We start from the raw sequence: 20,054 nt of genomic DNA on the forward strand, positions 1-20,054 counted from the left end.
GCCGCCGGCGTTGTCACCAGTGCGCGGCTTCGAGGCCGTAAGCGCCCAGTTCTTCGTCGAGGAATCTGCGCAACGTGGCCGTATCGGGGAAGGCGTGCTCGTCCAGCGCGACGAGCGCGAGCGAATAGGTGCCGCGGTTGCGGTTCAGATACGACGACAGTTTCGTCAAGGTCGACACCTGCAGCGTGTCGAGGCCCGGATGCATTGCTCGCATGGCGACACCGCGGCTGCGATGCGGACCGAAAGCGTCGAACAGCGGTGGTGTGCGGCCGATGTTCGAGCACATCAGGTCGCGTTCCGAAGATTCTCGCGCGAGGTGCGCGGCCACCCGGTCGGGCATCAAGTGAAGTATCTCGTCGGGTACTCCGGGCGGAGCGGCCTCTCTCGGGGTGTGGTGGGCGGCCGAGGCCTTGGCGCGTAGCGTCGTCGCGGTGTCGCTGTCTTCGGCGATCAGTTCGGACATCGTGATTCCGCTGGATGGGGCGTCGCGCGCGTCGACCGGGATAGCGATGCGCAGCGGCAGCGCGAGTCCGGCGCGCCGTGCGATGCCGACGGTGACCGCGAGGAACAGTGAGTTGGAGGATCCGCCCGCGGCGTGCGCCGCCGCGTCCCACGCGGCGGCATCGACGTCGACGAGGGCGGTGCGGGCCTTTGATCGCACGACGTGCGGCGCGGGAAGCTGTGCTTTCGGCTCGTTACCAGGTGTGTTTCCGAACCGCACGTTGCGCAGGCCCTTGACGACGCGGCCGGTCAGGTGCAGGGCGTCGCGCACATCAGAGCCGGATGCGGACGAGGATCCGGCTGTTTCGTTGGTGTTGCCTTGTCCGGCCAGGGCGCCGGCTACCGCGTCGATCAGTCCGCGAGCATCGGTGAGGACGTGGGAGCACACGAGCGAGACGACGGTGCCGCCACCGGCGAGGGGTGCGGCTGCGAGTGCCCAGCCCGGAGCGTGCGAAGGGTCGATGTCGACCTCGGCCTGCGCATCGGCCCAGTCGAGGATCTCGCCGGTGCCGAGGGGATCGTTCGTGTAGTGCACGGGGTATGACACGGTGGTGCGTTCGAAGTGGGGGCGGGCGCCGGGGACCTTCGAGCGCACCACCTTCCGGCCCAGCGGACCTTGCGACAGCGCGTCGTGCAGCGAGATCAGCAAGGGGGCTCCGATGTCGTCGTCGGTGCGCCACACACCCTGCATCACCGACGGCAGGCCCAGGCCTCGGTGTTTGTGCAGGAAGATCTCGTCCACCACGGTGAGGCGATCGGTTCTGGTGCCTGCGGTGTGCTCGGCGGTCGGGTGGTTGCGACGATTCACGAATACGACGGTATCGCCGACCCCGAGTCGGGGCAGCGGTTTCCTTGACTCAAGTGATGAATATAGGTTCAATACTTGGTGTGGCCTACCGTCGTACGCCCGCAGTGCAGCAACGACTCGACGCGCAACGCGACTCGATCGCGTCGGCGGCCGTTGCGCTACTCGCCGAGCACGGATACCAAGGGCTGTCCATCACGGCCGTCGCCGAGAGAGCCGGGGTCGCCACCGGTACCGTCTACCGGCACTTCACCGACAAGTCCGATCTCATGGTCCGTGTCTTCCGCGAACAGTGCGGCCGCGAGGTCGACGCCGTCGACGCCGTCGCCTCCACCGGATCGGCCGCCGAACGTGTCGCGCGGATCGTCGAGACTTTCGCTTTCCGCGCATTGCGCAACCCCACACTGGCGTACTCGTTGCTCGCAGAACCGGTCGACGCCGCCGTCGACGCCGAACGTCTCGTCTTCCGCCGCGCGTTCGCCGGGGCGTTCGCCGACGCGATCCGCTTCGGCGTCGCTAGCGGCGAACTTCCCCCGCAAGAACCCGATCTCGTGGCCGCAGCCCTCGTCGGGGCCGTCGGCGAAGTCCTCACCGGCCCCCTCAGGGCCGGTGCGGCGTCTGCCACCACTGTTCCCGATCTCGTGACCCTCGCCCTCCGGGCAGCGGGATCCGATCCTGCTCTGGAGTGGCACCAAGGAGTTCCGTCATGACATTCCCGGCCACCCACGAAGTGTTCAATCAGGTGCCCGATCTCGTGCCCTACCAGGCCGCCGACGACCGATCAGTGCTCGAAGGGCTCCGCCGCGAGGGCGCATCCTGGGCCGAGGACGAGGTCCTCGAACTCGGAGCACGCGCAGGTGGGATCGAGGCACAGGAGTGGGGAAGGCTCGCCAACGAGTACCCGCCTGTGCTGCGCACCCACGACCGCTACGGAAACCGGATCGACGAGGTCGAATTCCATCCGCACTGGCACGACCTCATGACCGTCGCTGTCGAACACGGCCTGCACGGCGCACCCTGGACAGACCCTCGCCCGGGCGCGCACGTCGCCCGTGCTGCCAAGTTCTACGTGTGGGGACAGGCCGACGCCGGGCACATGTGCCCCATCTCCATGACCTACGCCGCGATCCCCGCGCTGCGCCACAACCCCGAGCTCGCCGAGATCTACGAACCCCTCCTCGCCGCACCCCACTACGACTTCGGTCTGCGCGAACCGTTGTCCAAGCGCGGCCTGATCGCCGGTATGTCCATGACCGAGAAGCAGGGCGGATCCGACGTCCGCGCGAACACCACCACCGCGACACCCAACGCCGACGGAACCCATACGATCGTCGGGCACAAGTGGTTCACCTCGGCGCCGATGTCCGACGTGTTCCTGACCCTGGCCAACACGGAGAACGGCCCGTCCTGCTTCCTGCTGCCCCGGGTACTGCCCGACGGCACCCGTAATCGCATCCGCATCCAGCGTCTCAAAGACAAGCTCGGCAACAAATCCAACGCGTCGTCCGAGATCGAATACGAGGGCGCGATCGGCTGGCTCGTCGGACCGGACGGGCGCGGCGTCAACACGATCATCGAGATGGTCAACATGACCAGGCTCGATTGCGTCATCGGCTCGTCGACCGGCATGCGGATGGCCACGCTGCGCGCTGTGCACCACGCGCGTCATCGCACGGCCTTCGGTGCGCTGCTCATCGACCAGCCGCTCATGCGCAACGTCCTCGCCGATCTCGTCGTCGAGTCCGAGGCGGCCACCACCATGATGATGCGACTTGCCGGAGCAACCGACCGCGCGGGCGGCGACGAACAGGAAGCGGCGCTTCGCCGCATCGCGCTGGCGGTCACCAAGTACTGGGTGTGCAAGCGCGCCCCCGCACACAGCGCAGAAGCCCTCGAATGCCTCGGCGGCAACGGCTACGCCGAGGAATCGGGTATGCCGCGGCTCTACCGGGAGGCGCCGCTCATGTCGATCTGGGAGGGTTCGGGCAATGTCGCTGCTCTCGACGCACTCCGTGCGATGGTCAAGCAACCGGACAGCGTCGAGGCGTTCTTCTCCGAGGTCCGGCTGGCCGAGGGCACCGACAGCCGGCTCGACGACGCGATCGGTCGCGTCGGCAAGGAACTCGCCGACTTCGAGAACATCGAATATCGTGCCCGGCGCATTGTCGAACTCATGGCGCTGGTGTTGCAGGGGGCTCAACTGGTGCGGCACGGGCACCCCGCGGTGGCCGATGCGTTCTGTGCGAGCCGGCTCGATTCCGATTGGGGAATCGCACTGGGCACTCTGCCCACAGGAGTCGACACCGAAGGAATTCTGTCTCGAATCTGACCACGGCCGGGAGCTGTTTCGGCACCTGACCGGCGCGAATATTCGAGGCATACTGGAGACCAACGTCCCAGAAACGATTGCGGGTGGTGCCCGTCATGATCAGCAGCACACAGTGGCGGGGGTGGGGGGAAGACGTCGCGGTGGCAGTCACCGAATGCGCAGCACTCGGTGAAGCCGAAGAACTCGTGCGCTCGGTGATCGACGAGTCTGCGGCCGCATGCGACCTCCGACGCGGCGATGCAGAGATTCATACGGTGAACCTGGCGCAGGGCACACCGGTGCGGGTGAGCCCGAGGCTGGCGGCACTCCTGCGGTCGGCACTGTGGGCCGCCCGGATGACGGACGGCGCGGTCGATCCCGTCGCGGGCGACGACGCGAGACTCGACGAGAAATCCGTGCCGCCGATCCATCCGATCCCGCGCTACCTCGACGTGCAGCTCGACGACGAGACAGTGCTCGCACCGTGGGGTGCGAGCCTCGACATCACCGCGACCGCACGCGCCGACGTCGCCGACCGAGCGGCAACACTCGTCACGACCGTCCTCGAATGCGGGGTGCTGGTGCAGATGGGCGCCACGATTGCGACCGCGGGGCACTGCCCGGCGGGCGGGTGGCAGGTGTCGTTGCCCGACCACGGCATCGTCGAGCTGCCGGCAGGTGCCGCGATGAGTTCGCGAACATCGACTGACGACGAGCAGCGGTGGAGCACAGTGACTGTCATCGCCGCGGATGCAGTGTGGGCCGATGCCGCCGCGACGACGGCGTTGCACCGGGGAATCGGGGCGCTGTCCTGGCTCGAGCAATACGAACTCGCGGGTCGTCTCATCGATTCGCGTGGACGCGTCCACACGACCTCGACGTGGTCGGATCCGCGGGCGGCCTGAAACGTCAGCGCTGCCGCATGCGGTGATACGTCCGGATCAGTGCATCGGTGGAGGTGTCGCCCGTCGATGCGGCACCGTCGCTCTCCAACGCAGGCTGTAGTTCTGTGGCCTGTGTCTTTCCCAACTCCACACCCCACTGATCGAATGAATCGATACCCCACACCACGCCCTGCACGAACACCTGGTGCTCGTACAACGCGATCAGCTGGCCGAGTGTGGACGGCGACAACTGCGGAGCGAGGATCGTCGTAGACGGACGATTGCCGGGCATCACCTTGTGCGCCACGAGATCGTCGGCGGTGCCCTCGGCGTGGATCTGCTCCGCAGACTTTCCGAATGCCAGCACCTTCGACTGCGCCAGCATGTTCGCCATCAGAGTCGCCTGCATCGACCCGGTACCGTCGCGGCCCGGCAGATCTACCAGGGCCCGGGCGAACCCGATGAAATCGGCCGGCACCAGATGCGTGCCCTGATGAAGAAGCTGATAGAACGCGTGCTGGCCGTTCGTGCCCGGCTCACCCCAGAAGATCTCACCGGTCGGGTAGTCGACGGCAGATCCGTCGACCCGCACCGATTTGCCGTTCGATTCCATCGTCAATTGCTGCAGATACGCCGGAAACCGAACCAGGTCGTTGGCATACGGCAGCACAGCCCGCGACTCGGCGCCGAGGAAACTCGTGTACCACAGGCCCAAGAGTCCGAGTAGCACCGGAGCATTCTCGTGCAGCGGCGCCGTGCGGAAATGGGTGTCCATCGTGTGGAAGCCGGCCAGGAATTCCGCGAATCTGTTGCGGCCGATCGCACACATCACCGACAGCCCGATCGCTGAACCCACCGAGTAGCGGCCGCCGACCCAATCCCAGAACCCGAACATGTTCGCCGGATCGATGCCGAACTCGACGACCCGTTCACGATGCGTCGAGACCGCGACGAAATGCGATGCCACCGCGTCGTCTCCGAGTGCGGCGACCAGCCAGCGTCGCGCAGCGGTGGCGTTCGAGAGGGTTTCGAGCGTCGAGAAGGTCTTGGACGCCACCACGAACAGGGTCGTCGCGGGATCGAGTCCGGTGAGTACCGCAGTGAGATCCGCCGGGTCCACATTCGATACGAACCGAACCTCGGGGCCGTCTGCGTAGTGGCGCATCGCGCGGGTGACCATCACCGGGCCCAGATCGGAGCCGCCGATACCGATGTTGACCACTGTCGCGATCCGCTCGCCGGTGGCGCCGCGCCACGCGCCGGAGCGAACCCGGTCGGTGAACTCACCCATTGCGTCGAGTACTTCGTGGACCTGCGCGACCACGTCGGCTCCGTCGACCATCAGCGACGAGTCGCGGGGCAGTCGCAAGGCGGTATGCAGCACTGAGCGGTCTTCGGTGACGTTGATCCGTGCGCCGGTGAACATCGCGTCGCGCCGGTCCTCGACCTGCGTTGCCCGCGCGAGAGCGAGCAACAACTCCACGGTCCGGTCGGTGATCCGATGCTTGCTGTAGTCGATCGCCAGATCGCCCGCGGTGGTGCACATCCGCGCGGCACGCTCAGGGTCCTGCTCGAAGAGGTCGCGTAGGTGTATCGACTCGACCTCCGCCCGATGCGCCGCGAGTGCCTGCCATTCGACAGTGGAGGTGACGTCGATCATGCGAGAAGCCTAACCTTCACCTGAGACCAACGCCGGGTTGGTGACGAACCGTGTCCTGTCGGGCATTGTGAGGAAAGTGCGCCGCAGAGGGGATCGAGGACTGCCTCGACACTGCGTACATCGCCCTGCAGTGCCCGGCCGGTCGGGACCGCCCGGTCAGTGGCCGAGGCGTCCCCGGCCGAGACGCAGAAGCAGCATTGCCAGGGTGTGGCCCTCCTGGCCGAGCTCGCTGAAACGCTCGAGCACCTTCATTTCGCGGCTGTGGACGAGCCTGGTGCCGCCGGACGCCATGCGAGTGCGGCCGATCAGTCGGGACACCTCGGCACGACGCTTGACTGCGGCCAGGATCTCCGCGTCGAGGCGGTCGATCTCCTGGCGGAGCTCGTCGATCTCGGCCTCGGTGGTGGGCACGGGGTCGGCCGCGGTGTCTTTCGGTGTAGCGGTGTCTTTCGGTGCAGCGGTGCCATTCGATGCAGCGGGACTGTTCGGTGTGGCGGCACCGTCGGCCAGTGAAGCGTCGGTGTTCGCACTCATGTGATCTCCTCGCGTCAGCTCTGGAATCGTCCGGGAAACGGGGGCTGTTACCGGAATCGGGAAACGTCGGAGGTCGGGACGCGAAACCGACCGTACGCTCGCAGCTCGGCCGAACGAAGGACACATGACATAACGCTCAGTTTGCCACCCGGACACCGCGCGGCCAAGTCGGATTCGATGTCCGACCCGTCCGGTAGTTTGGAAGGACGATGAACACTCCTGCAGCGCTCGCCTATTCGCTCCCCGCTACCGCCGCCCTCCTCGAGGGTCTCAATCCGCAACAGCGGGAGGCAGTCACCCACGAAGGTGCGCCGCTGCTCATCGTCGCCGGAGCGGGTTCGGGCAAGACCGCGGTGCTCACCCGTCGCATCGCATATCTGCTGGCCGAGCGCGGTGTCGCACCCGGACAAGTGCTCGCCATCACCTTCACCAACAAAGCCGCGGCCGAGATGCGCGAACGTGTCGCGGGTCTCGTCGGGCCGCGTGCGCATTCGATGTGGGTCTCGACGTTCCATTCGAGCTGTGTGCGGATTCTCCGGGCGCAATCGGCGCTGCTGACCGGCAGGAACTCCAACTTCACGATCTACGACTCCGACGATTCCCGTCGCCTGCTGACGATGATCGCGAAGGATCTCGAACTCGACACCAAGAAGTACTCGGCCCGGTTGCTCGCCACGCAGATCTCGAACCTCAAGAACGAATTGACAGGTCCCGACGAGGCCGCCGCGACCGCGAGTTCCGACCCCGCTCCGCTCCCGAGAATCGTGGCGAGTGTGTACGCGCAGTATCAGAAACGGCTACGCGCGGCCAACGCATTCGACTTCGACGACCTGATCGGCGAGACGGTCGCGCTTCTCCAGTCTCATCCGCAGGTCACCGAGTATTACCGCCGTCGGTTCCGTCACGTGCTCGTCGACGAATACCAAGACACCAACCACGCGCAGTACGTGCTCGTACGCACCCTCGTGGGTGATCCTGACGAGCCTGCCGATGTCCCCCCGAGTGAGCTGTGCGTGGTGGGAGACGCCGACCAGTCGATCTACGCCTTCCGCGGCGCAACGATCCGCAACATCGAGGAGTTCGAGCGCGACTACCCGCAGGCCCGCACGATCCTGCTCGAGCAGAACTACCGGTCGACGCAGAACATCTTGTCGGCCGCCAACGCCGTCATCTCCCGCAATACGGGACGCCGCGAGAAACGACTCTGGACGGACGCAGGCACGGGTGAGGCGATCAGCGGCTACGTGGCCGACAACGAGCACGACGAAGCCCGGTTCGTCGCCTCCGAGATCGACAGATTGGTCGACACCGGGGAGGTCAAGTACTCCGATATCGCCGTGTTCTACCGCACCAACAACGCCTCCCGGCCCCTCGAAGACGTCTTCATCCGTCACGGTGTTCCCTACAAGGTGGTCGGGGGAGTGCGGTTCTACGAGCGCAAGGAAGTGCGCGATGCCGTTGCCTACCTGAAGGCGCTCGACAACCCTCACGACACCGTGAGTCTGCGCCGTATCCTCAACACCCCGCGCCGCGGCATCGGAGATCGCGCCGAGGCATGTGTCGCGGTCCACGCGGAACGGCACGGTGTGAGTTTCGGGCAGGCACTGCTCGACGCCGCGGAGGGCGGAGTCGCGCTCCTGAACACGCGCGCACAGAAAGCGATCGCGGGCTTCGTCGGGATGCTCGACGACCTGCGAACGATGTTGAGCGAGACCGACGCCGACGGAAACGACGCGGTCGACATCGGCGACGTGGTCGAGGCGATCATCGAGCGCAGCGGCTACCGTGCCGACCTCGCCGCCAGCGACGACCCTCAGGATGGAAGCCGCCTCGACAACCTGCATGAACTCATCAGCGTTGCACGAGAATTCAGTTCGGATGCCCGCAACGTCGCAGGAATGGACGATGCGGAACCAGCAGAAGGGCAGCCGGCCCCTGGGTCTCTTGCCGCGTTCCTCGAGAAGGTTTCGCTGGTAGCCGACGCCGACCAGGTCCCCGACAACGACGACGGTGTCGTCACGCTTATGACGTTGCACACTGCGAAAGGGCTCGAGTTCCCGGTGGTGTTCGTGACCGGTTGGGAAGATGGGCAATTCCCGCACATGCGGGCGCTCGGCGACCCGGACGAACTGTCCGAGGAGCGGCGTCTCGCGTACGTGGGGATCACCCGCGCCCGTCGTCGCCTCTACCTTTCCCGCGCGGTACTGCGTTCGGCGTGGGGTCAGCCGGCGACCAACCCGGAATCGCGTTTCTTGCAAGAGGTTCCGCAGGAACTCATCGAATGGCGACGAACCGAGCCTGGTCCGGCGCGCGGGCAGTCCATCGGGTCGGGTACCGGGTCTCGTTTCTCCGCCGGGGAATCACGTTCGGCAACTCCGAGTTTCGGTCCTGCACGAGGTCGGAACAATCATCTGGTGCTTGCCGCGGGCGATCGCGTCTCGCATGACAAGTATGGTCTCGGGACGGTGCTCGAAACCAAGGGGGCCGGCCCCACCGCGACGGTGGTCATCGATTTCGGAAGTGCTGGCAAGGTGCGGCTGATGCTGGTCGGCGGCGTACCCATGACCAAGCTCTGAGGAAGGTTGCGTCGCCGAGGCCGGCGGAAGGATCATGCACAGGGCGCATGGTCCGTGGTGGCGCCGAAGGGTGATGGTCAGTCGGCGTTCTGGCCGAGGGAGATTCCGCGGGTCGCGAGCCACGGCAACGGATCGATCTTGTCGACACCGCCCAGGTGAACCTCGAAATGCAGGTGGGGGCCGGTGGAGAAGCCGCGGTTGCCCATGGTGGCGATCTGATCGCCCGCCATGACCTGCTGACCGACGGTGACGAGCGACTGGTCGATATGCCCGTACACCGTGACTGTGCCGTCAGCATGGAGTAGGCGAACCCACATACCGAAACCCGATGCCGGACCGGATTCGATGACCTCACCGTCGGCGACCGCGAGGATCGGCGTGCCGATCGGGCCCGCGATGTCGACACCCGCGTGCAGGGTGCCCCACCGGGCGCCGTAGTTCGAGGTGAAGGCTCCGACGGCGGGTAGCGCGAACAGGGGACGACGCGCGGCCTCTTCGCGTGCGGCCCGCTCCTCGCTGAAACGCTGGCCTTTGGCGAGCAGGTTGGAGAACTGCGACAGATCGTTGGGATCCGCGATGTTGAGAACCTGGGGTGCCTGTGAGCGAGTTGCGTCGCTGCCCGCAGAATCGGACGCGAACTGAGCGGCCTGTGGAACGGCCGTTGCGGTGAGGGTGTTCGCATTCGCCGTATCGGCGGCGAGCGCGATCTCGGAGGTTGTGGGGCTCGAGCCCGAGTTGCTCGTCGCAGCCTGTCCGGCCGCGACCACGGCGCCGGCGGCGACGGCGAAGACGGCGGCGCGACCCTTGAGTGCGGTGGGTGGAGTGGGGAGCCGGTGGGTACCTGTACGGGGTGCGGGGGAGGTGACGTCCTCGACCTGCTCGCTGCCGTAGTACGTGGGCTCTGCCTTGCCGGTGCTGCGGAAGTCGGTGTCGGGGAAGTGACGGGCGTCGGACGAACTCCAAGGATCCCAGGAATCGTCCGGGTCGGTGGTGGAGCGGCGAGCGGGGCTGCCGGTGTTCTGGCTGCCTGGACGCATGCCGTCCTCCTTCGTCGTGACCTCATCGTTACTTCAGCTGGCAGCTGACGGTAACGAAACGATCGCGTAGGTGGCAAGCCGGAAGCCCAAACCCGCGGCTTATGTGACTGTCATCACAGTACAAAGCAGGTGGAACAGGACTTTCTTTCAAGTCACGAATTCGCACCCATCGAGGATCGTCGCGTATCCGAATGTGATCGACGAGCGTTGTGTGCGGCTGTGCGCTCGACCACTGGCAGGTCTGCGGGGTGCCGGTCGTCATGTGGTCCCGGCCACCTGTCATTCTGGATCAGGCGGTCCTCTCGGTTTGTCGTACAGTGCCTTCCCGGAGGTAACCCCGTGAAGTAGTGCGAGACCTGCGGAACCTCGTGATGTGTGCCACAGAGTGCGGGCGCGGTCGTTTCGTAGGTCGTCCGAGAAACTAGAGTCCGAAATCGGCCCGCTCCATACCCCCGAGCGGGCGAGAACGCAGACGAGACGGTGAGCAGATGGATCTCTTCGAATACCAGGCGAAGGAACTCTTCGCCAAGCATGACGTGCCGACTTCGGCCGGCCGCGTGACCGACACCGTCGCCGGTGCCCGCGAGATCGCCGAGGAAATCGGCAAGCCCGTGATGGTCAAGGCGCAGGTCAAGGTCGGTGGCCGCGGCAAGGCCGGTGGTGTCAAGTACTCCGCCGACGTCGACGCCGCCCAGGCCAACGCCGAGGCCATTCTCGGCCTCGACATCAAGGGGCACGTCGTCAAGAAGTTGCTGGTCGCAGAGGCGAGTGAGATCGCCGAGGAGTACTACATCTCCTTCCTGCTCGACCGCACCAACCGCACCTACCTGGCCATGTGCTCGGTAGAGGGTGGTGTCGAGATCGAGGTCACCGCCGAGGAGAACCCCGACGCTCTCGCGAAGATCCCGGTCGACGCCGTCAAGGGCGTCGATCTTGCTTTCGCGCGCGAGATCGCCCAGGCCGGCAAACTGCCCGCCGAGGTGCTCGACGCTGCCGCCAACACCATCCAGAAGCTGTGGGAGGTGTTCATCAAGGAGGACGCGCTCCTCGTCGAGGTGAACCCCCTCGTCCGCACCCCCGACGACCAGATCCTGGCCCTCGACGGCAAGGTCACCCTGGACGCCAACGCCGACTTCCGTCAGCCCGGTCACGCCGAGTTCGAGGACAAGGACGCGACCGATCCGCTCGAGCTCAAGGCCAAGGAGAACGACCTCAACTACGTCAAGCTCGACGGCCAGGTCGGAATCATCGGTAACGGCGCCGGCCTGGTCATGTCGACCCTGGACGTCGTCGCCTACGCGGGTGAGAAGCACGGCGGCGTCAAGCCCGCCAACTTCCTCGACATCGGTGGCGGCGCTTCGGCTGCCGTCATGGCCGCAGGCCTGGACGTCATCCTGAACGACGTGCAGGTCAAGAGCGTGTTCGTCAACGTCTTCGGTGGCATCACCGCGTGTGACGCGGTCGCCAACGGCATCGTCGGCGCCCTGAAGACTCTGGGCGACGAGGCCAACAAGCCGCTCGTCGTGCGTCTGGACGGCAACAACGTCGACGAGGGTCGGCGGATCCTCGCCGAGGCCGCTCACCCGCTGGTCACGGTCGTCGCAACCATGGACGAGGCTGCCGACAAGGCTGCCGAGCTCGCCTTCGCCGCGAAGTAAGGGACATACAGAACAATGGCAATCTTCCTGACCAAGGATTCCAAGGTCATCGTCCAGGGCATCACCGGCGGCGAAGGCACCAAGCACACCGCGCTCATGCTCAAGGCCGGCACCCAGGTCGTCGGCGGCGTGAACGCCCGCAAGGCCGGTACCACGGTCTCGCACACCGACTCCGATGGCAACGCGGTGGAGCTGCCCGTCTTCGGCACCGTCGCCGAGGCCATGAAGGAAACCGGCGCGGACGTCTCGATCGCGTTCGTTCCCCCGGCCTTCTCCAAGGACGCCATCGTCGAGGCCATCGACGCGGAGATCCCGCTGCTCGTGGTCATCACCGAGGGCATCCCGGTGCAGGACTCCGCGTACGCGTGGGCCTACAACGTCGAGAAGGGCAACAAGACCCGGATCATCGGCCCCAACTGCCCCGGCATCATCACCCCGGGTGAGGCCCTCGTCGGCATCACCCCGGCGAACATCGCAGGCAAAGGCCCGGTCGGCCTGGTTTCCAAGTCCGGCACCCTGACCTACCAGATGATGTTCGAGCTCCGTGAGTACGGCTTCTCGACCGCCATCGGCATCGGCGGCGACCCGGTCATCGGCACCACCCACATCGACGCCATCGAGGCGTTCGAGAAGGATCCCGAGACCAAGGTCATCGTGATGATCGGCGAGATCGGTGGCGACGCCGAAGAGCGCGCAGCCGACTACATCAAGGCCAACGTCACGAAGCCGGTCGTCGGCTACGTCGCGGGCTTCACTGCTCCCGAGGGCAAGACCATGGGTCACGCCGGCGCCATCGTCTCCGGCTCGTCGGGCACCGCCCAGGCCAAGAAGGACGCTCTCGAGGCGGCAGGCGTCAAGGTCGGCAAGACGCCGTCCGAGACCGCTGCCCTCGCGCGCGAGATCCTCGCTTCGCGCTGAGCCTGTAGTACCTGAGTCGATTCACCGCGGCGCCCTCCCGGACCACACGGTCCAGGAGGGCGCCGTGTCTGTCTCCGGCTCCTCCGATCGAATGGATCCTTCGCTCTATCTGTCGAGATGAATGTGCCCTTCGCTCAGAGTGGGGAGGGGAATTACCGGTCGATCCATTCGGTGCCTGCGGGTTCGAGGTCACCGGCGCCCGAGGTCAGTGACGCCACCAGGCCGTCGAGTTCCGTCGCATCGCCCGCAACCGTGAACACCACCCGGTCGGTGTAGGAGACGTCGAGTATCGCCACTCCGTGCCTGCGCAGTTCGGCCTCGAGCCGCCCCCCATCGGCTTGCCCGACACTCAACGTGAACTTGCTGCGTTTCTGTCGCGCGACGAGCGACGCGGTGTCCAACGCCGTCGACACCGCACCTGAGTAGGCGCGGACGAGACCTCCCGCACCGAGTTTGACACCGCCGAACCAGCGCGTGACCACCACGACGACGTTCACGAGGTCTCGGTGGTGGAGCACCTGCAGCATCGGTACACCGGCCGTACCGCCGGGCTCGCCGTCGTCGCTCGACCGTTCCGCGCGGTGCGCCTGATCGTCACCCACTACGAATGCCCAGCAGTGGTGACGCGCGTCCGGAAACAGTCGACGTTGTTCGTCGACGAACGAACTGGCTTCGACGGACGAGTGGACACGACGGATCGCGGCGAGGAACCGTGAGTTCTTCACCTCCGTCTCGACGACGATGTCGGATCCTGGCGCGAGTGTGTGCGGCATGGCCACCATTCTGGCGCCGGGTGCATAGGGTGGTGATCAGCGACCGACTACTGCAGGAGGATCGATGTCATACCCCAGCGGCCCATCCGTCCAGAGCAAGGTTGTGCCGTTGCTGTTGCCGATCGGCGTCGCGGTGCTCGGCGTCGTGAACTTCATCATCGGACTGGCCCCGTACGTGAGGATCACGTTCGGTTCGTTCGTATCGCTGTCGTCGTTCGACTTCGGGTTCGCGGTCGTGCCGCTGGCGTTGCTGCTGGTCGGCGGCGGTTGCGCGGCTCTGTCGCTACTTCCCGGCCAGGATCTGCGGGCCGCCGCGGTTGTCGCGTCGGGGGTGGGATTCGTGACGTCGCTGTTCCAGCTGTTCCACCTGCCCCAGGACACGGGAATCGCCTGGGGCGGCGTGACGATCCTCGTGCTCGGTCTCGTGCAGACGGCGCTTGCGGTGTTCGCGCTGCTCTTCGGGATCGGCGTGCTGGTACCGGGGCAGCGACCCGCCCCGCAGGGTGTGTACCAGCAGGGTTTCCCACCGCAACCGCCACAGCAAGGTGTCCCACAACAGACCGCGTCACAAGGTGTTGTGCAGTCCGGATTCCCGCAGCCGGGCCAGCAGTTTCCGGCTGGGCAAGTCGGCCCGCAACATCCGGCCCAGCAGTTCGGAACCCAGCAGTTCGGGGCCCCGCAGCAGCAGTTCGGGGCCCAGCAGTTCGGGGTACAGCAGCACACCGGTCAGACGCAGTACCCGGGGATGCCGCAGCCCTACTCGGGCCAACAGACCCAATTTCCGGGGCCGGTGCCCCAGCAGGCGCCCTACAGCGAATACCTGCAGCCGTACGCGGCGGCGCAGCGCGATGCACAGCAATCGCAGGAACCTGCCCCGCACGAGCCGACCCAGCACGAGTCGACCCAGCATGAGCCGACGCAACCACCTGAGTCCGACCAGTCGCGCGGCACCGGATCGGGCGCGACACCCGTGGCCGAGAACACCGACGACGCGCCGACCCAGGTGTTCCGTGCACCCGACGACCAGCGGTGATCGGCGCGCCTGACGCCGCGGGCCGACCGACGGTGCAACTATCGAGATGATGACTTCGACGCTAGGCCGGTCCACTCGGCACGCACCGTCCGAGAACGATCAGATCGACTCGGATCGTTTCCGGATCCTGATCGCCGCGGCGGCGCGTGTTCCCGCGGTGACGATCGCCTTCGTCGCGACCGTCGTGGTGATCACGATGGTCGCGGTGAACAGCGATCTCACCGGAATCTACGCAGCGATCGCCGGTACGTGGCTTGCATTGCACCAGGTGACGCTGACGATCGACGGCACGTCACTCGGCGTACTGCCACTGCTCCCTACAGGGCTGATCGTGTGGCAGGCGGCGCGGGCGAGTGCCGCGGCCGTGGATTCGACCGTCGACCACACGGAACAGAACCTGACGTTGCAGGATGCGGCGCGGATCGTCGTCGCGACCATCGCGGGCCCGTTGATCGTCACCGTGATCGCGCTGGTCGTGATGCAGGATGCTGCAGGGGTACTTCCTGTGACGCCACCCAACGCCGCTGCCGCGCTCGCCTGGGTGAACGGTCTGTACATGTTCGCAGCCGCAGTGGGGATCGGCACCCGGACATGGCGCGTGGTGTGCAGACGGTACGCCGTTCCCGAATGGCTCATCTTGTCGGTACGTCCGGCGGTGCGGGCGCTGCTGGGTATCTTCGCGTTGGGCGGCGTACTCACCCTGGTCGGCATGGTGTTGTCGTGGACCACGATGGGCGACCTCCTCGAGCGAGGTGGGGGCGTCGTCGGTGTCCTCGGGTTGACGGTGCTCTCGATTCTCTACCTCCCGAACGTCTTCCTCGGCGCCTCGTCGATCCTTGCCGGCAGTACCGTGCAATTCGGTGACGTTCGACTGAGCTTGTTCGAGGCGAGCGGCGGTGACCTGCCTGCGCTTCCCGTCCTCGCCGTGATTCCCGCCGGTCCCGCGGCTGCATTCTGGCCGGTGATGCTGGCCGTTCCCGCGACCGTCGGCGCGCTCGCCGGCAGGTTCGTGGCACACCGCGTCCTGCAGGCGCAGGCCGACGGTGTTCCGGTGCGTAGCGCCGACGCATCGCTGACGCTTCTCGCGGCCGCTGCGCAGACTGGCCTCGCTATCGCGCTGCTGACCTGGGTTGCGGGTGGTCCGCTCGGAATGTTCGGGATTGTGGGCAGCAATTGGTGGCTCACGGGTGTTCTCGTTTTTGCGTGGGTAGGGTTGCTCGGGCTGATCACCGCGCAGTTGCTGATGTGGCGTGAAGGCAAGCTTGCCGCTGCGGCGGTGGTCGAAGACGAGTCCGAGTACGAAGACCGCTTCGACGACGAGCTCGACCACACGATCAAAGCGATCGAGGGGCCGCACTCGGAGGATGACGATGCCGAACGTGTCGAGGGTGCCGACGAGCTCGACGACGCAGACGCAGAAGACGACCCTGACGAAACCGACGACCCTGACGAAACCGACGACCCGAACGTCATCGAGGCGGAAGTCGTCGAACTCGAAGACGCCAAGACCACCGACGTTACGGATAGCGACGAATCGGACGCGGGAGTGGGTTCCGGCGGCGTCGACGGGGAGGTCGAAGAAAAGCGTGAGACGGACGGCGACTAGTGTCTGAGGCGGCCGCCTTTCCGGCCCGCCCCCTCGAGTTCCAGGAGTAGAGCGCTGACTGCCTCGCGTGACCAGCTGCCACCCACCGCGCCCGCGCGGATCGTCGTCCTCGCTTCGGGTACGGGAACCCTGCTGCATTCGCTCCTCGACGCGACCCGAACCGACGGGTATCCCGCGCAGATCGTCGCAGTCGGCGTCGACCGAGTGTGCGTGGCGCAGGAGCACGCTGCCGCCGCGGGAATTTCGCAGTTCGAGATTGCGCTGCGCGACTACGCCGACCGTAGTGAGTGGGATCACGCCCTCACCGCGGCGGTCGCGAAACACGAACCCGACCTCATCGTCACCGCAGGGTTCATGAAGATTCTCGGTACCGTGTTTCTCGGGCGATTCGCTGGACGGATCATCAACACGCACCCTGCTCTGCTGCCGTCGTTTCCGGGGGCACATGCCGTTCCCGACGCGCTGGCCTATGGCGTGAAGGTGACCGGGTCGACCGTGCACCTCGTCGACGGCGGTGTGGACACCGGGCCGATTCTTGCGCAGGAACCCGTGCCGGTCCTCGACGGCGACGATGAGGCCGACCTGCATGAACGCATCAAGGTTGTGGAACGACGCTTGCTGGTCGACGTTGTCGCCGCCGTCGCGACCCGTGGAGTTGTATCCGATGGACGAAAGGCCGTGATCCCCAGTGACCGAACGTAAGACTGTGCGCCGCGCACTGGTCAGCGTCTACGACAAGAGCGGACTGGTCGAGCTGGCGAGTGGGCTGCACGACGCGGGTGTCGAACTGGTGTCCACCGGCTCCACCGCCGCGACGATCGCCGGAGCAGGTGTGCCCGTGACCCGCGTCGAGGAGCTCACCGGCTTCCCCGAATGCCTCGAAGGACGTGTCAAGACGCTGCACCCGCGCGTGCACGCCGGCATCCTCGCTGATACCCGTAAGCAGGACCACCTCGACCAGATCACCGATCTCGGTATCGAGGCGTTCGAGCTGGTGATCGTCAACCTGTATCCGTTCACGCAGACCGTGGCGTCGGGGGCGACCCCCGATGAGTGTGTCGAGCAGATCGACATCGGTGGCCCGTCCATGGTGCGTGCTGCGGCGAAGAATCACCCGTCGGTCGCGGTGGTCGTCGACCCTGCCGCTTACGGTGATGTCCTCGAATCCGTCACGGGAGGCGGATTCACGCTGGCACAGCGCAAGCGTCTTGCGGCCCAGGCCTTCCAGCATACCGCCGCGTACGACGTTGCGGTCGCGAGCTGGATGAACAATGACTACGCGAAACCTGAGGGCGATGGGTCACAGTTCCCGGCGTGGTCGGGTGCCACGTGGACTCGTTCGAATGTGCTTCGTTACGGCGAGAACCCGCATCAGGCTGCGGCCCTGTACGTGGCGGAGGGCGGCGAGCCCGGGCTGGCGCAAGCCGAGCAGTTCCACGGCAAGGAAATGTCGTACAACAACTACCAGGACGCCGACGCGGCGTGGCGTGCTGCGCACGACCACAGCGAGCCGTGTGTCGCGATCATCAAGCATGCCAACCCGTGCGGTATCGCGATCGCCGACGACATCGCCGCAGCTCACCGCAATGCACACGAATGCGATCCGGTGTCGGCGTTCGGTGGCGTGATCGCCGCGAACCGCGAGGTGAGCGTGAAGATGGCCGAGCAGGTCGCCGAGATCTTCACCGAGGTCGTCATCGCCCCGTCGTACGCCGACGGCGCTGTCGAGGTGCTCTCCCGCAAGAAGAACATCCGCATCCTGCGCGCGGATTCGCCGAAGTCGGCGCAGATCGAGATGCGTCAGATCTCGGGTGGCCTGCTTCTGCAGGAGCGCGACGCGCTCACCGCGCAGGGTGATTCGCCAGCGAACTGGCAACTCGCGTGTGGGGATCCTGCGGATGAGACGACCCTGCGCGACCTCGAGTTCGCGTGGCGCACGGTGCGTGCCGTCAAGTCCAACGCGATCCTGCTGGTGTCGGGTGGCGCAACCGTCGGTGTCGGTATGGGCCAGGTCAACCGTGTCGATTCCTCGCGCCTCGCGGTGACCCGCGCAGGCGACCGTGTCGCCGGCTCTGTTGCGGCGTCCGACGCATTCTTCCCGTTTGCGGACGGCCTGCAGGTCTTGACCGAGGCAGGTGTCAAAGCCGTGGTGCAGCCGGGTGGTTCGGTGCGCGACAACGAGGTCATCGACGCTGCTCGCGAGGCCGGCATCACGTTGTACCTGACGGGTGCGCGCCACTTCGCGCACTGAGCTGAGGGCGGCGCAGAGCCTCGGACTGGCCGTCGCCGGGGGCCGTGGTCGTCAAGGGCCGTCAGAAGAGTCCGACACTCCTGGTTGGTCACGCGATAACTGGGTATGCACGCGGGAACGGGGTATATGCCCCGAGAACCGGCATAGAAGTGTGGTGATTCCGACATGGCAGCGACAACCGAGAGCAATGCGACCACGCGGATCGTGATCATCGGCGGCGGCTTCGCCGGCTTCGAGTGTGCACGTCATCTTGTGCGCAAGGCGCGGAAGTCGTCGGCTCCCGTATCGGTGACACTGGTGTCGGCGGACGATTTCATGCTCTACACGCCGTTGTTGCCGGAAGTGGCCGGGGGGCTGCTCGATCCGCGATTCGTGGCGGTTCCCCTCACCGAGGCGTTGCCCGGCGTCGAGCTGGTCACCGGACGCGTCGACTCGGTCGACCTCGAGGAACAATCACTGCGCCTGACCGCACGCGACGGGGACGCGGATACCGTCGCGTGGGACCGGCTGGTCCTCACGCCCGGATCGGTGACGAAGTTGTTCGACGTGCCCGGTCTGGCCGAGCATGCCCGCGGTCTGAAAACCACGACGGAAGCGTTGTACCTGCGTGACCAATTGATCAGCGAGCTCGAGTTGGCGACCCGCGATGATGCGGCCACTGCCGCGCAGCGCAGAACGTTCGTGGTTGTCGGGGCGTCGTATGCCGGAGCCGAACTGGTGTCGCAGATGCGGGCCCTCGCCGACGAGGTCGCCCGGCAGCGTGGTTTCGCTCCGAGCGAAGTCCGTTTCCTGCTGCTCGACACGGCTGCCCGAGTGATGCCGGAGGTTGGAGACAAGCTCAGCGACAAGGTATTGGCTGTCCTGCGGGAACGAGGCATCGACGTTCGTTTGGAAACGACCCTCGAGTCGGTTGCCGACGACCATGTGGTGCTCACCGACGGCAGTACGGTACCCACGCGGACCGTCGCATGGGTCACGGGCGTCACCGCGAGTCCACTGATCGAAAGCCTCGGGCTGCCCACGGAACGCGGTCGTCTTCGTGTCCGAACCGACATGAGCGTCGACGGCCACCCGCATGTCTTCGCCGGTGGCGATGCGGCGGCAGTTCCCGATCTCACCGACGACGGTCAGATCACCCCGCCCACAGCACAGCACGCTGTGCGGCAAGGAAGAACTTTGGCACGCAACGTGTTGGCCAGTGTCGGCGTCGGCCGTGCCGAGCGGTACAAGCACCGCAACCTCGGCTTGGTGGTCGATCTCGGCCCCAGATTCGCGGTCGCCAACCCGATGGGCATCTACCTGTCCGGTCTGCCTGCGAAAGTGGTCGCGCGCGGGTACCACCTGTTGGCGCTGCCGCGCGGGGTCAATCGCTGGGCAGTCGGACTCGCATACCTGACGGATCTTGTGGCGCCTCGATCGCTGGTGTCGTTCGGCCTCGTCAGCCAGGACGAGGCCAAGTTCTCGGCCAGCCAGGGGATCCCGAAACCCTGACTTCCGCGCAAGCAGTGAC

Annotated in this window: 16 protein-coding genes; 11 read left to right on the forward strand and 5 right to left on the reverse strand. The window is 66.0% G+C overall.

Translation table 11 applies throughout. The features are described from left to right. Window positions 1-13: 13 nt before the first annotated feature. Window positions 14-1,309: a hypothetical protein gene (locus ACZI8W_RS00320; protein WP_463366485.1), complete on the reverse strand. Its 1,296-nt coding sequence runs from the start codon at window positions 1,307-1,309 to the stop codon at window positions 14-16. Between the two features lie 80 nt (window positions 1,310-1,389). Between ACZI8W_RS00320 and ACZI8W_RS00325 the strand changes: the two genes are divergently transcribed. The 3 genes from ACZI8W_RS00325 to ACZI8W_RS00335 all read left to right on the forward strand — a co-directional run bounded on the left by ACZI8W_RS00325 (window position 1,390) and on the right by ACZI8W_RS00335 (window position 4,519). Continuing rightward, the gene (locus tag ACZI8W_RS00325) at window positions 1,390-2,016 is read left to right on the forward strand and encodes a TetR/AcrR family transcriptional regulator (protein ID WP_463366486.1); all 627 of its coding nucleotides are present in this window, start codon (window positions 1,390-1,392) and stop codon (window positions 2,014-2,016) included. Further along, entirely contained in the window at window positions 2,013-3,635 is a 1,623-nt protein-coding gene (locus ACZI8W_RS00330; RefSeq protein ID WP_463366487.1) for an acyl-CoA dehydrogenase family protein, read from the forward strand. Before ACZI8W_RS00325 ends, ACZI8W_RS00330 begins: the two co-directional genes overlap by 4 nt. A gap of 95 nt (window positions 3,636-3,730) precedes the next feature. Next, window positions 3,731-4,519, forward strand: a complete 789-nt coding sequence (locus tag ACZI8W_RS00335; protein WP_463366488.1) for an FAD:protein FMN transferase — start codon at window positions 3,731-3,733, stop codon at window positions 4,517-4,519. A gap of 4 nt (window positions 4,520-4,523) precedes the next feature. Here ACZI8W_RS00335 and pgi read toward each other — a convergent pair whose 3' ends face one another. Beyond that, entirely contained in the window at window positions 4,524-6,158 is a 1,635-nt protein-coding gene (pgi, locus tag ACZI8W_RS00340) for a glucose-6-phosphate isomerase (RefSeq protein ID WP_463366489.1), read from the reverse strand. 156 nt (window positions 6,159-6,314) lie between these two features. After that, a complete protein-coding gene (locus tag ACZI8W_RS00345) occupies window positions 6,315-6,692 on the reverse strand; it encodes a chorismate mutase (RefSeq protein ID WP_463366490.1) in 378 nt (125 codons plus the stop codon). A 209-nt stretch (window positions 6,693-6,901) separates the two neighbouring features. On the opposite strand from ACZI8W_RS00345, the gene pcrA reads away from it, so the two are divergent. Continuing rightward, window positions 6,902-9,268 (forward strand): DNA helicase PcrA, encoded by a 2,367-nt coding sequence (pcrA, locus tag ACZI8W_RS00350; RefSeq protein WP_463366491.1) that lies wholly within the window; start codon window positions 6,902-6,904, stop codon window positions 9,266-9,268. A gap of 77 nt (window positions 9,269-9,345) precedes the next feature. Here pcrA and ACZI8W_RS00355 read toward each other — a convergent pair whose 3' ends face one another. Further along, on the reverse strand, window positions 9,346-10,305 hold the full coding sequence (locus ACZI8W_RS00355) for a M23 family metallopeptidase (RefSeq protein ID WP_463366492.1): 960 nt from the start codon (window positions 10,303-10,305) through the stop codon (window positions 9,346-9,348). Between the two features lie 488 nt (window positions 10,306-10,793). Here ACZI8W_RS00355 and sucC point away from each other — a divergent pair, with 488 nt between their 5' ends. Beyond that, entirely contained in the window at window positions 10,794-11,963 is a 1,170-nt protein-coding gene (sucC, locus tag ACZI8W_RS00360; protein WP_463366493.1) for an ADP-forming succinate--CoA ligase subunit beta, read from the forward strand. Between the two features lie 15 nt (window positions 11,964-11,978). Then, the gene (gene sucD / locus ACZI8W_RS00365; RefSeq protein ID WP_463366494.1) at window positions 11,979-12,881 is read left to right on the forward strand and encodes a succinate--CoA ligase subunit alpha; all 903 of its coding nucleotides are present in this window, start codon (window positions 11,979-11,981) and stop codon (window positions 12,879-12,881) included. A 152-nt stretch (window positions 12,882-13,033) separates the two neighbouring features. Here the strand turns inward: sucD and ACZI8W_RS00370 are convergent, their stop codons facing one another. After that, window positions 13,034-13,654, reverse strand: coding sequence for an IMPACT family protein (locus ACZI8W_RS00370; protein ID WP_463366495.1), 621 nt, complete (start codon window positions 13,652-13,654; stop codon window positions 13,034-13,036). 64 nt (window positions 13,655-13,718) lie between these two features. On the opposite strand from ACZI8W_RS00370, the gene ACZI8W_RS00375 reads away from it, so the two are divergent. The 5 genes from ACZI8W_RS00375 to ACZI8W_RS00395 all read left to right on the forward strand — a co-directional run bounded on the left by ACZI8W_RS00375 (window position 13,719) and on the right by ACZI8W_RS00395 (window position 20,035). Continuing rightward, window positions 13,719-14,687: a DUF5336 domain-containing protein gene (locus ACZI8W_RS00375; RefSeq protein WP_463366496.1), complete on the forward strand. Its 969-nt coding sequence runs from the start codon at window positions 13,719-13,721 to the stop codon at window positions 14,685-14,687. 49 nt (window positions 14,688-14,736) lie between these two features. Beyond that, on the forward strand, window positions 14,737-16,293 hold the full coding sequence (locus ACZI8W_RS00380; RefSeq protein ID WP_463366497.1) for a cell division protein PerM: 1,557 nt from the start codon (window positions 14,737-14,739) through the stop codon (window positions 16,291-16,293). 54 nt (window positions 16,294-16,347) lie between these two features. Continuing rightward, window positions 16,348-16,995, forward strand: a complete 648-nt coding sequence (purN, locus tag ACZI8W_RS00385) for a phosphoribosylglycinamide formyltransferase (RefSeq protein ID WP_463366611.1) — start codon at window positions 16,348-16,350, stop codon at window positions 16,993-16,995. Then, window positions 16,982-18,544, forward strand: a complete 1,563-nt coding sequence (gene purH / locus ACZI8W_RS00390; protein WP_463366498.1) for a bifunctional phosphoribosylaminoimidazolecarboxamide formyltransferase/IMP cyclohydrolase — start codon at window positions 16,982-16,984, stop codon at window positions 18,542-18,544. Before purN ends, purH begins: the two co-directional genes overlap by 14 nt. Window positions 18,545-18,709: 165 nt before the next feature. Further along, entirely contained in the window at window positions 18,710-20,035 is a 1,326-nt protein-coding gene (locus tag ACZI8W_RS00395) for an NAD(P)/FAD-dependent oxidoreductase (protein WP_463366499.1), read from the forward strand. The last annotated feature ends 19 nt before the right edge of the window (window positions 20,036-20,054 follow it).

Source organism: Rhodococcus ruitaii, from assembly GCF_055230935.1.

What these genes read in the sequence shown, in the direction of transcription:
- ACZI8W_RS00330 (WP_463366487.1), top strand. Translation starts at nt 2,013, where the DNA reads ATGACATTCCCGGCCACCCACGAAGTGTTCAATCAGGTGCCCGATCTC.
- ACZI8W_RS00335 (WP_463366488.1), top strand. Translation starts at nt 3,731, where the DNA reads ATGATCAGCAGCACACAGTGGCGGGGGTGGGGGGAAGACGTCGCGGTG.
- pgi (WP_463366489.1), bottom strand. Translation starts at nt 6,158, where the DNA reads ATGATCGACGTCACCTCCACTGTCGAATGGCAGGCACTCGCGGCGCAT.
- ACZI8W_RS00345 (WP_463366490.1), bottom strand. Translation starts at nt 6,692, where the DNA reads ATGAGTGCGAACACCGACGCTTCACTGGCCGACGGTGCCGCCACACCG.
- pcrA (WP_463366491.1), top strand. Translation starts at nt 6,902, where the DNA reads ATGAACACTCCTGCAGCGCTCGCCTATTCGCTCCCCGCTACCGCCGCC.
- ACZI8W_RS00355 (WP_463366492.1), bottom strand. Translation starts at nt 10,305, where the DNA reads ATGCGTCCAGGCAGCCAGAACACCGGCAGCCCCGCTCGCCGCTCCACC.
- sucC (WP_463366493.1), top strand. Translation starts at nt 10,794, where the DNA reads ATGGATCTCTTCGAATACCAGGCGAAGGAACTCTTCGCCAAGCATGAC.
- sucD (WP_463366494.1), top strand. Translation starts at nt 11,979, where the DNA reads ATGGCAATCTTCCTGACCAAGGATTCCAAGGTCATCGTCCAGGGCATC.
- ACZI8W_RS00370 (WP_463366495.1), bottom strand. Translation starts at nt 13,654, where the DNA reads ATGCCGCACACACTCGCGCCAGGATCCGACATCGTCGTCGAGACGGAG.
- ACZI8W_RS00375 (WP_463366496.1), top strand. Translation starts at nt 13,719, where the DNA reads ATGTCATACCCCAGCGGCCCATCCGTCCAGAGCAAGGTTGTGCCGTTG.
- ACZI8W_RS00380 (WP_463366497.1), top strand. Translation starts at nt 14,737, where the DNA reads ATGACTTCGACGCTAGGCCGGTCCACTCGGCACGCACCGTCCGAGAAC.
- ACZI8W_RS00395 (WP_463366499.1), top strand. Translation starts at nt 18,710, where the DNA reads ATGGCAGCGACAACCGAGAGCAATGCGACCACGCGGATCGTGATCATC.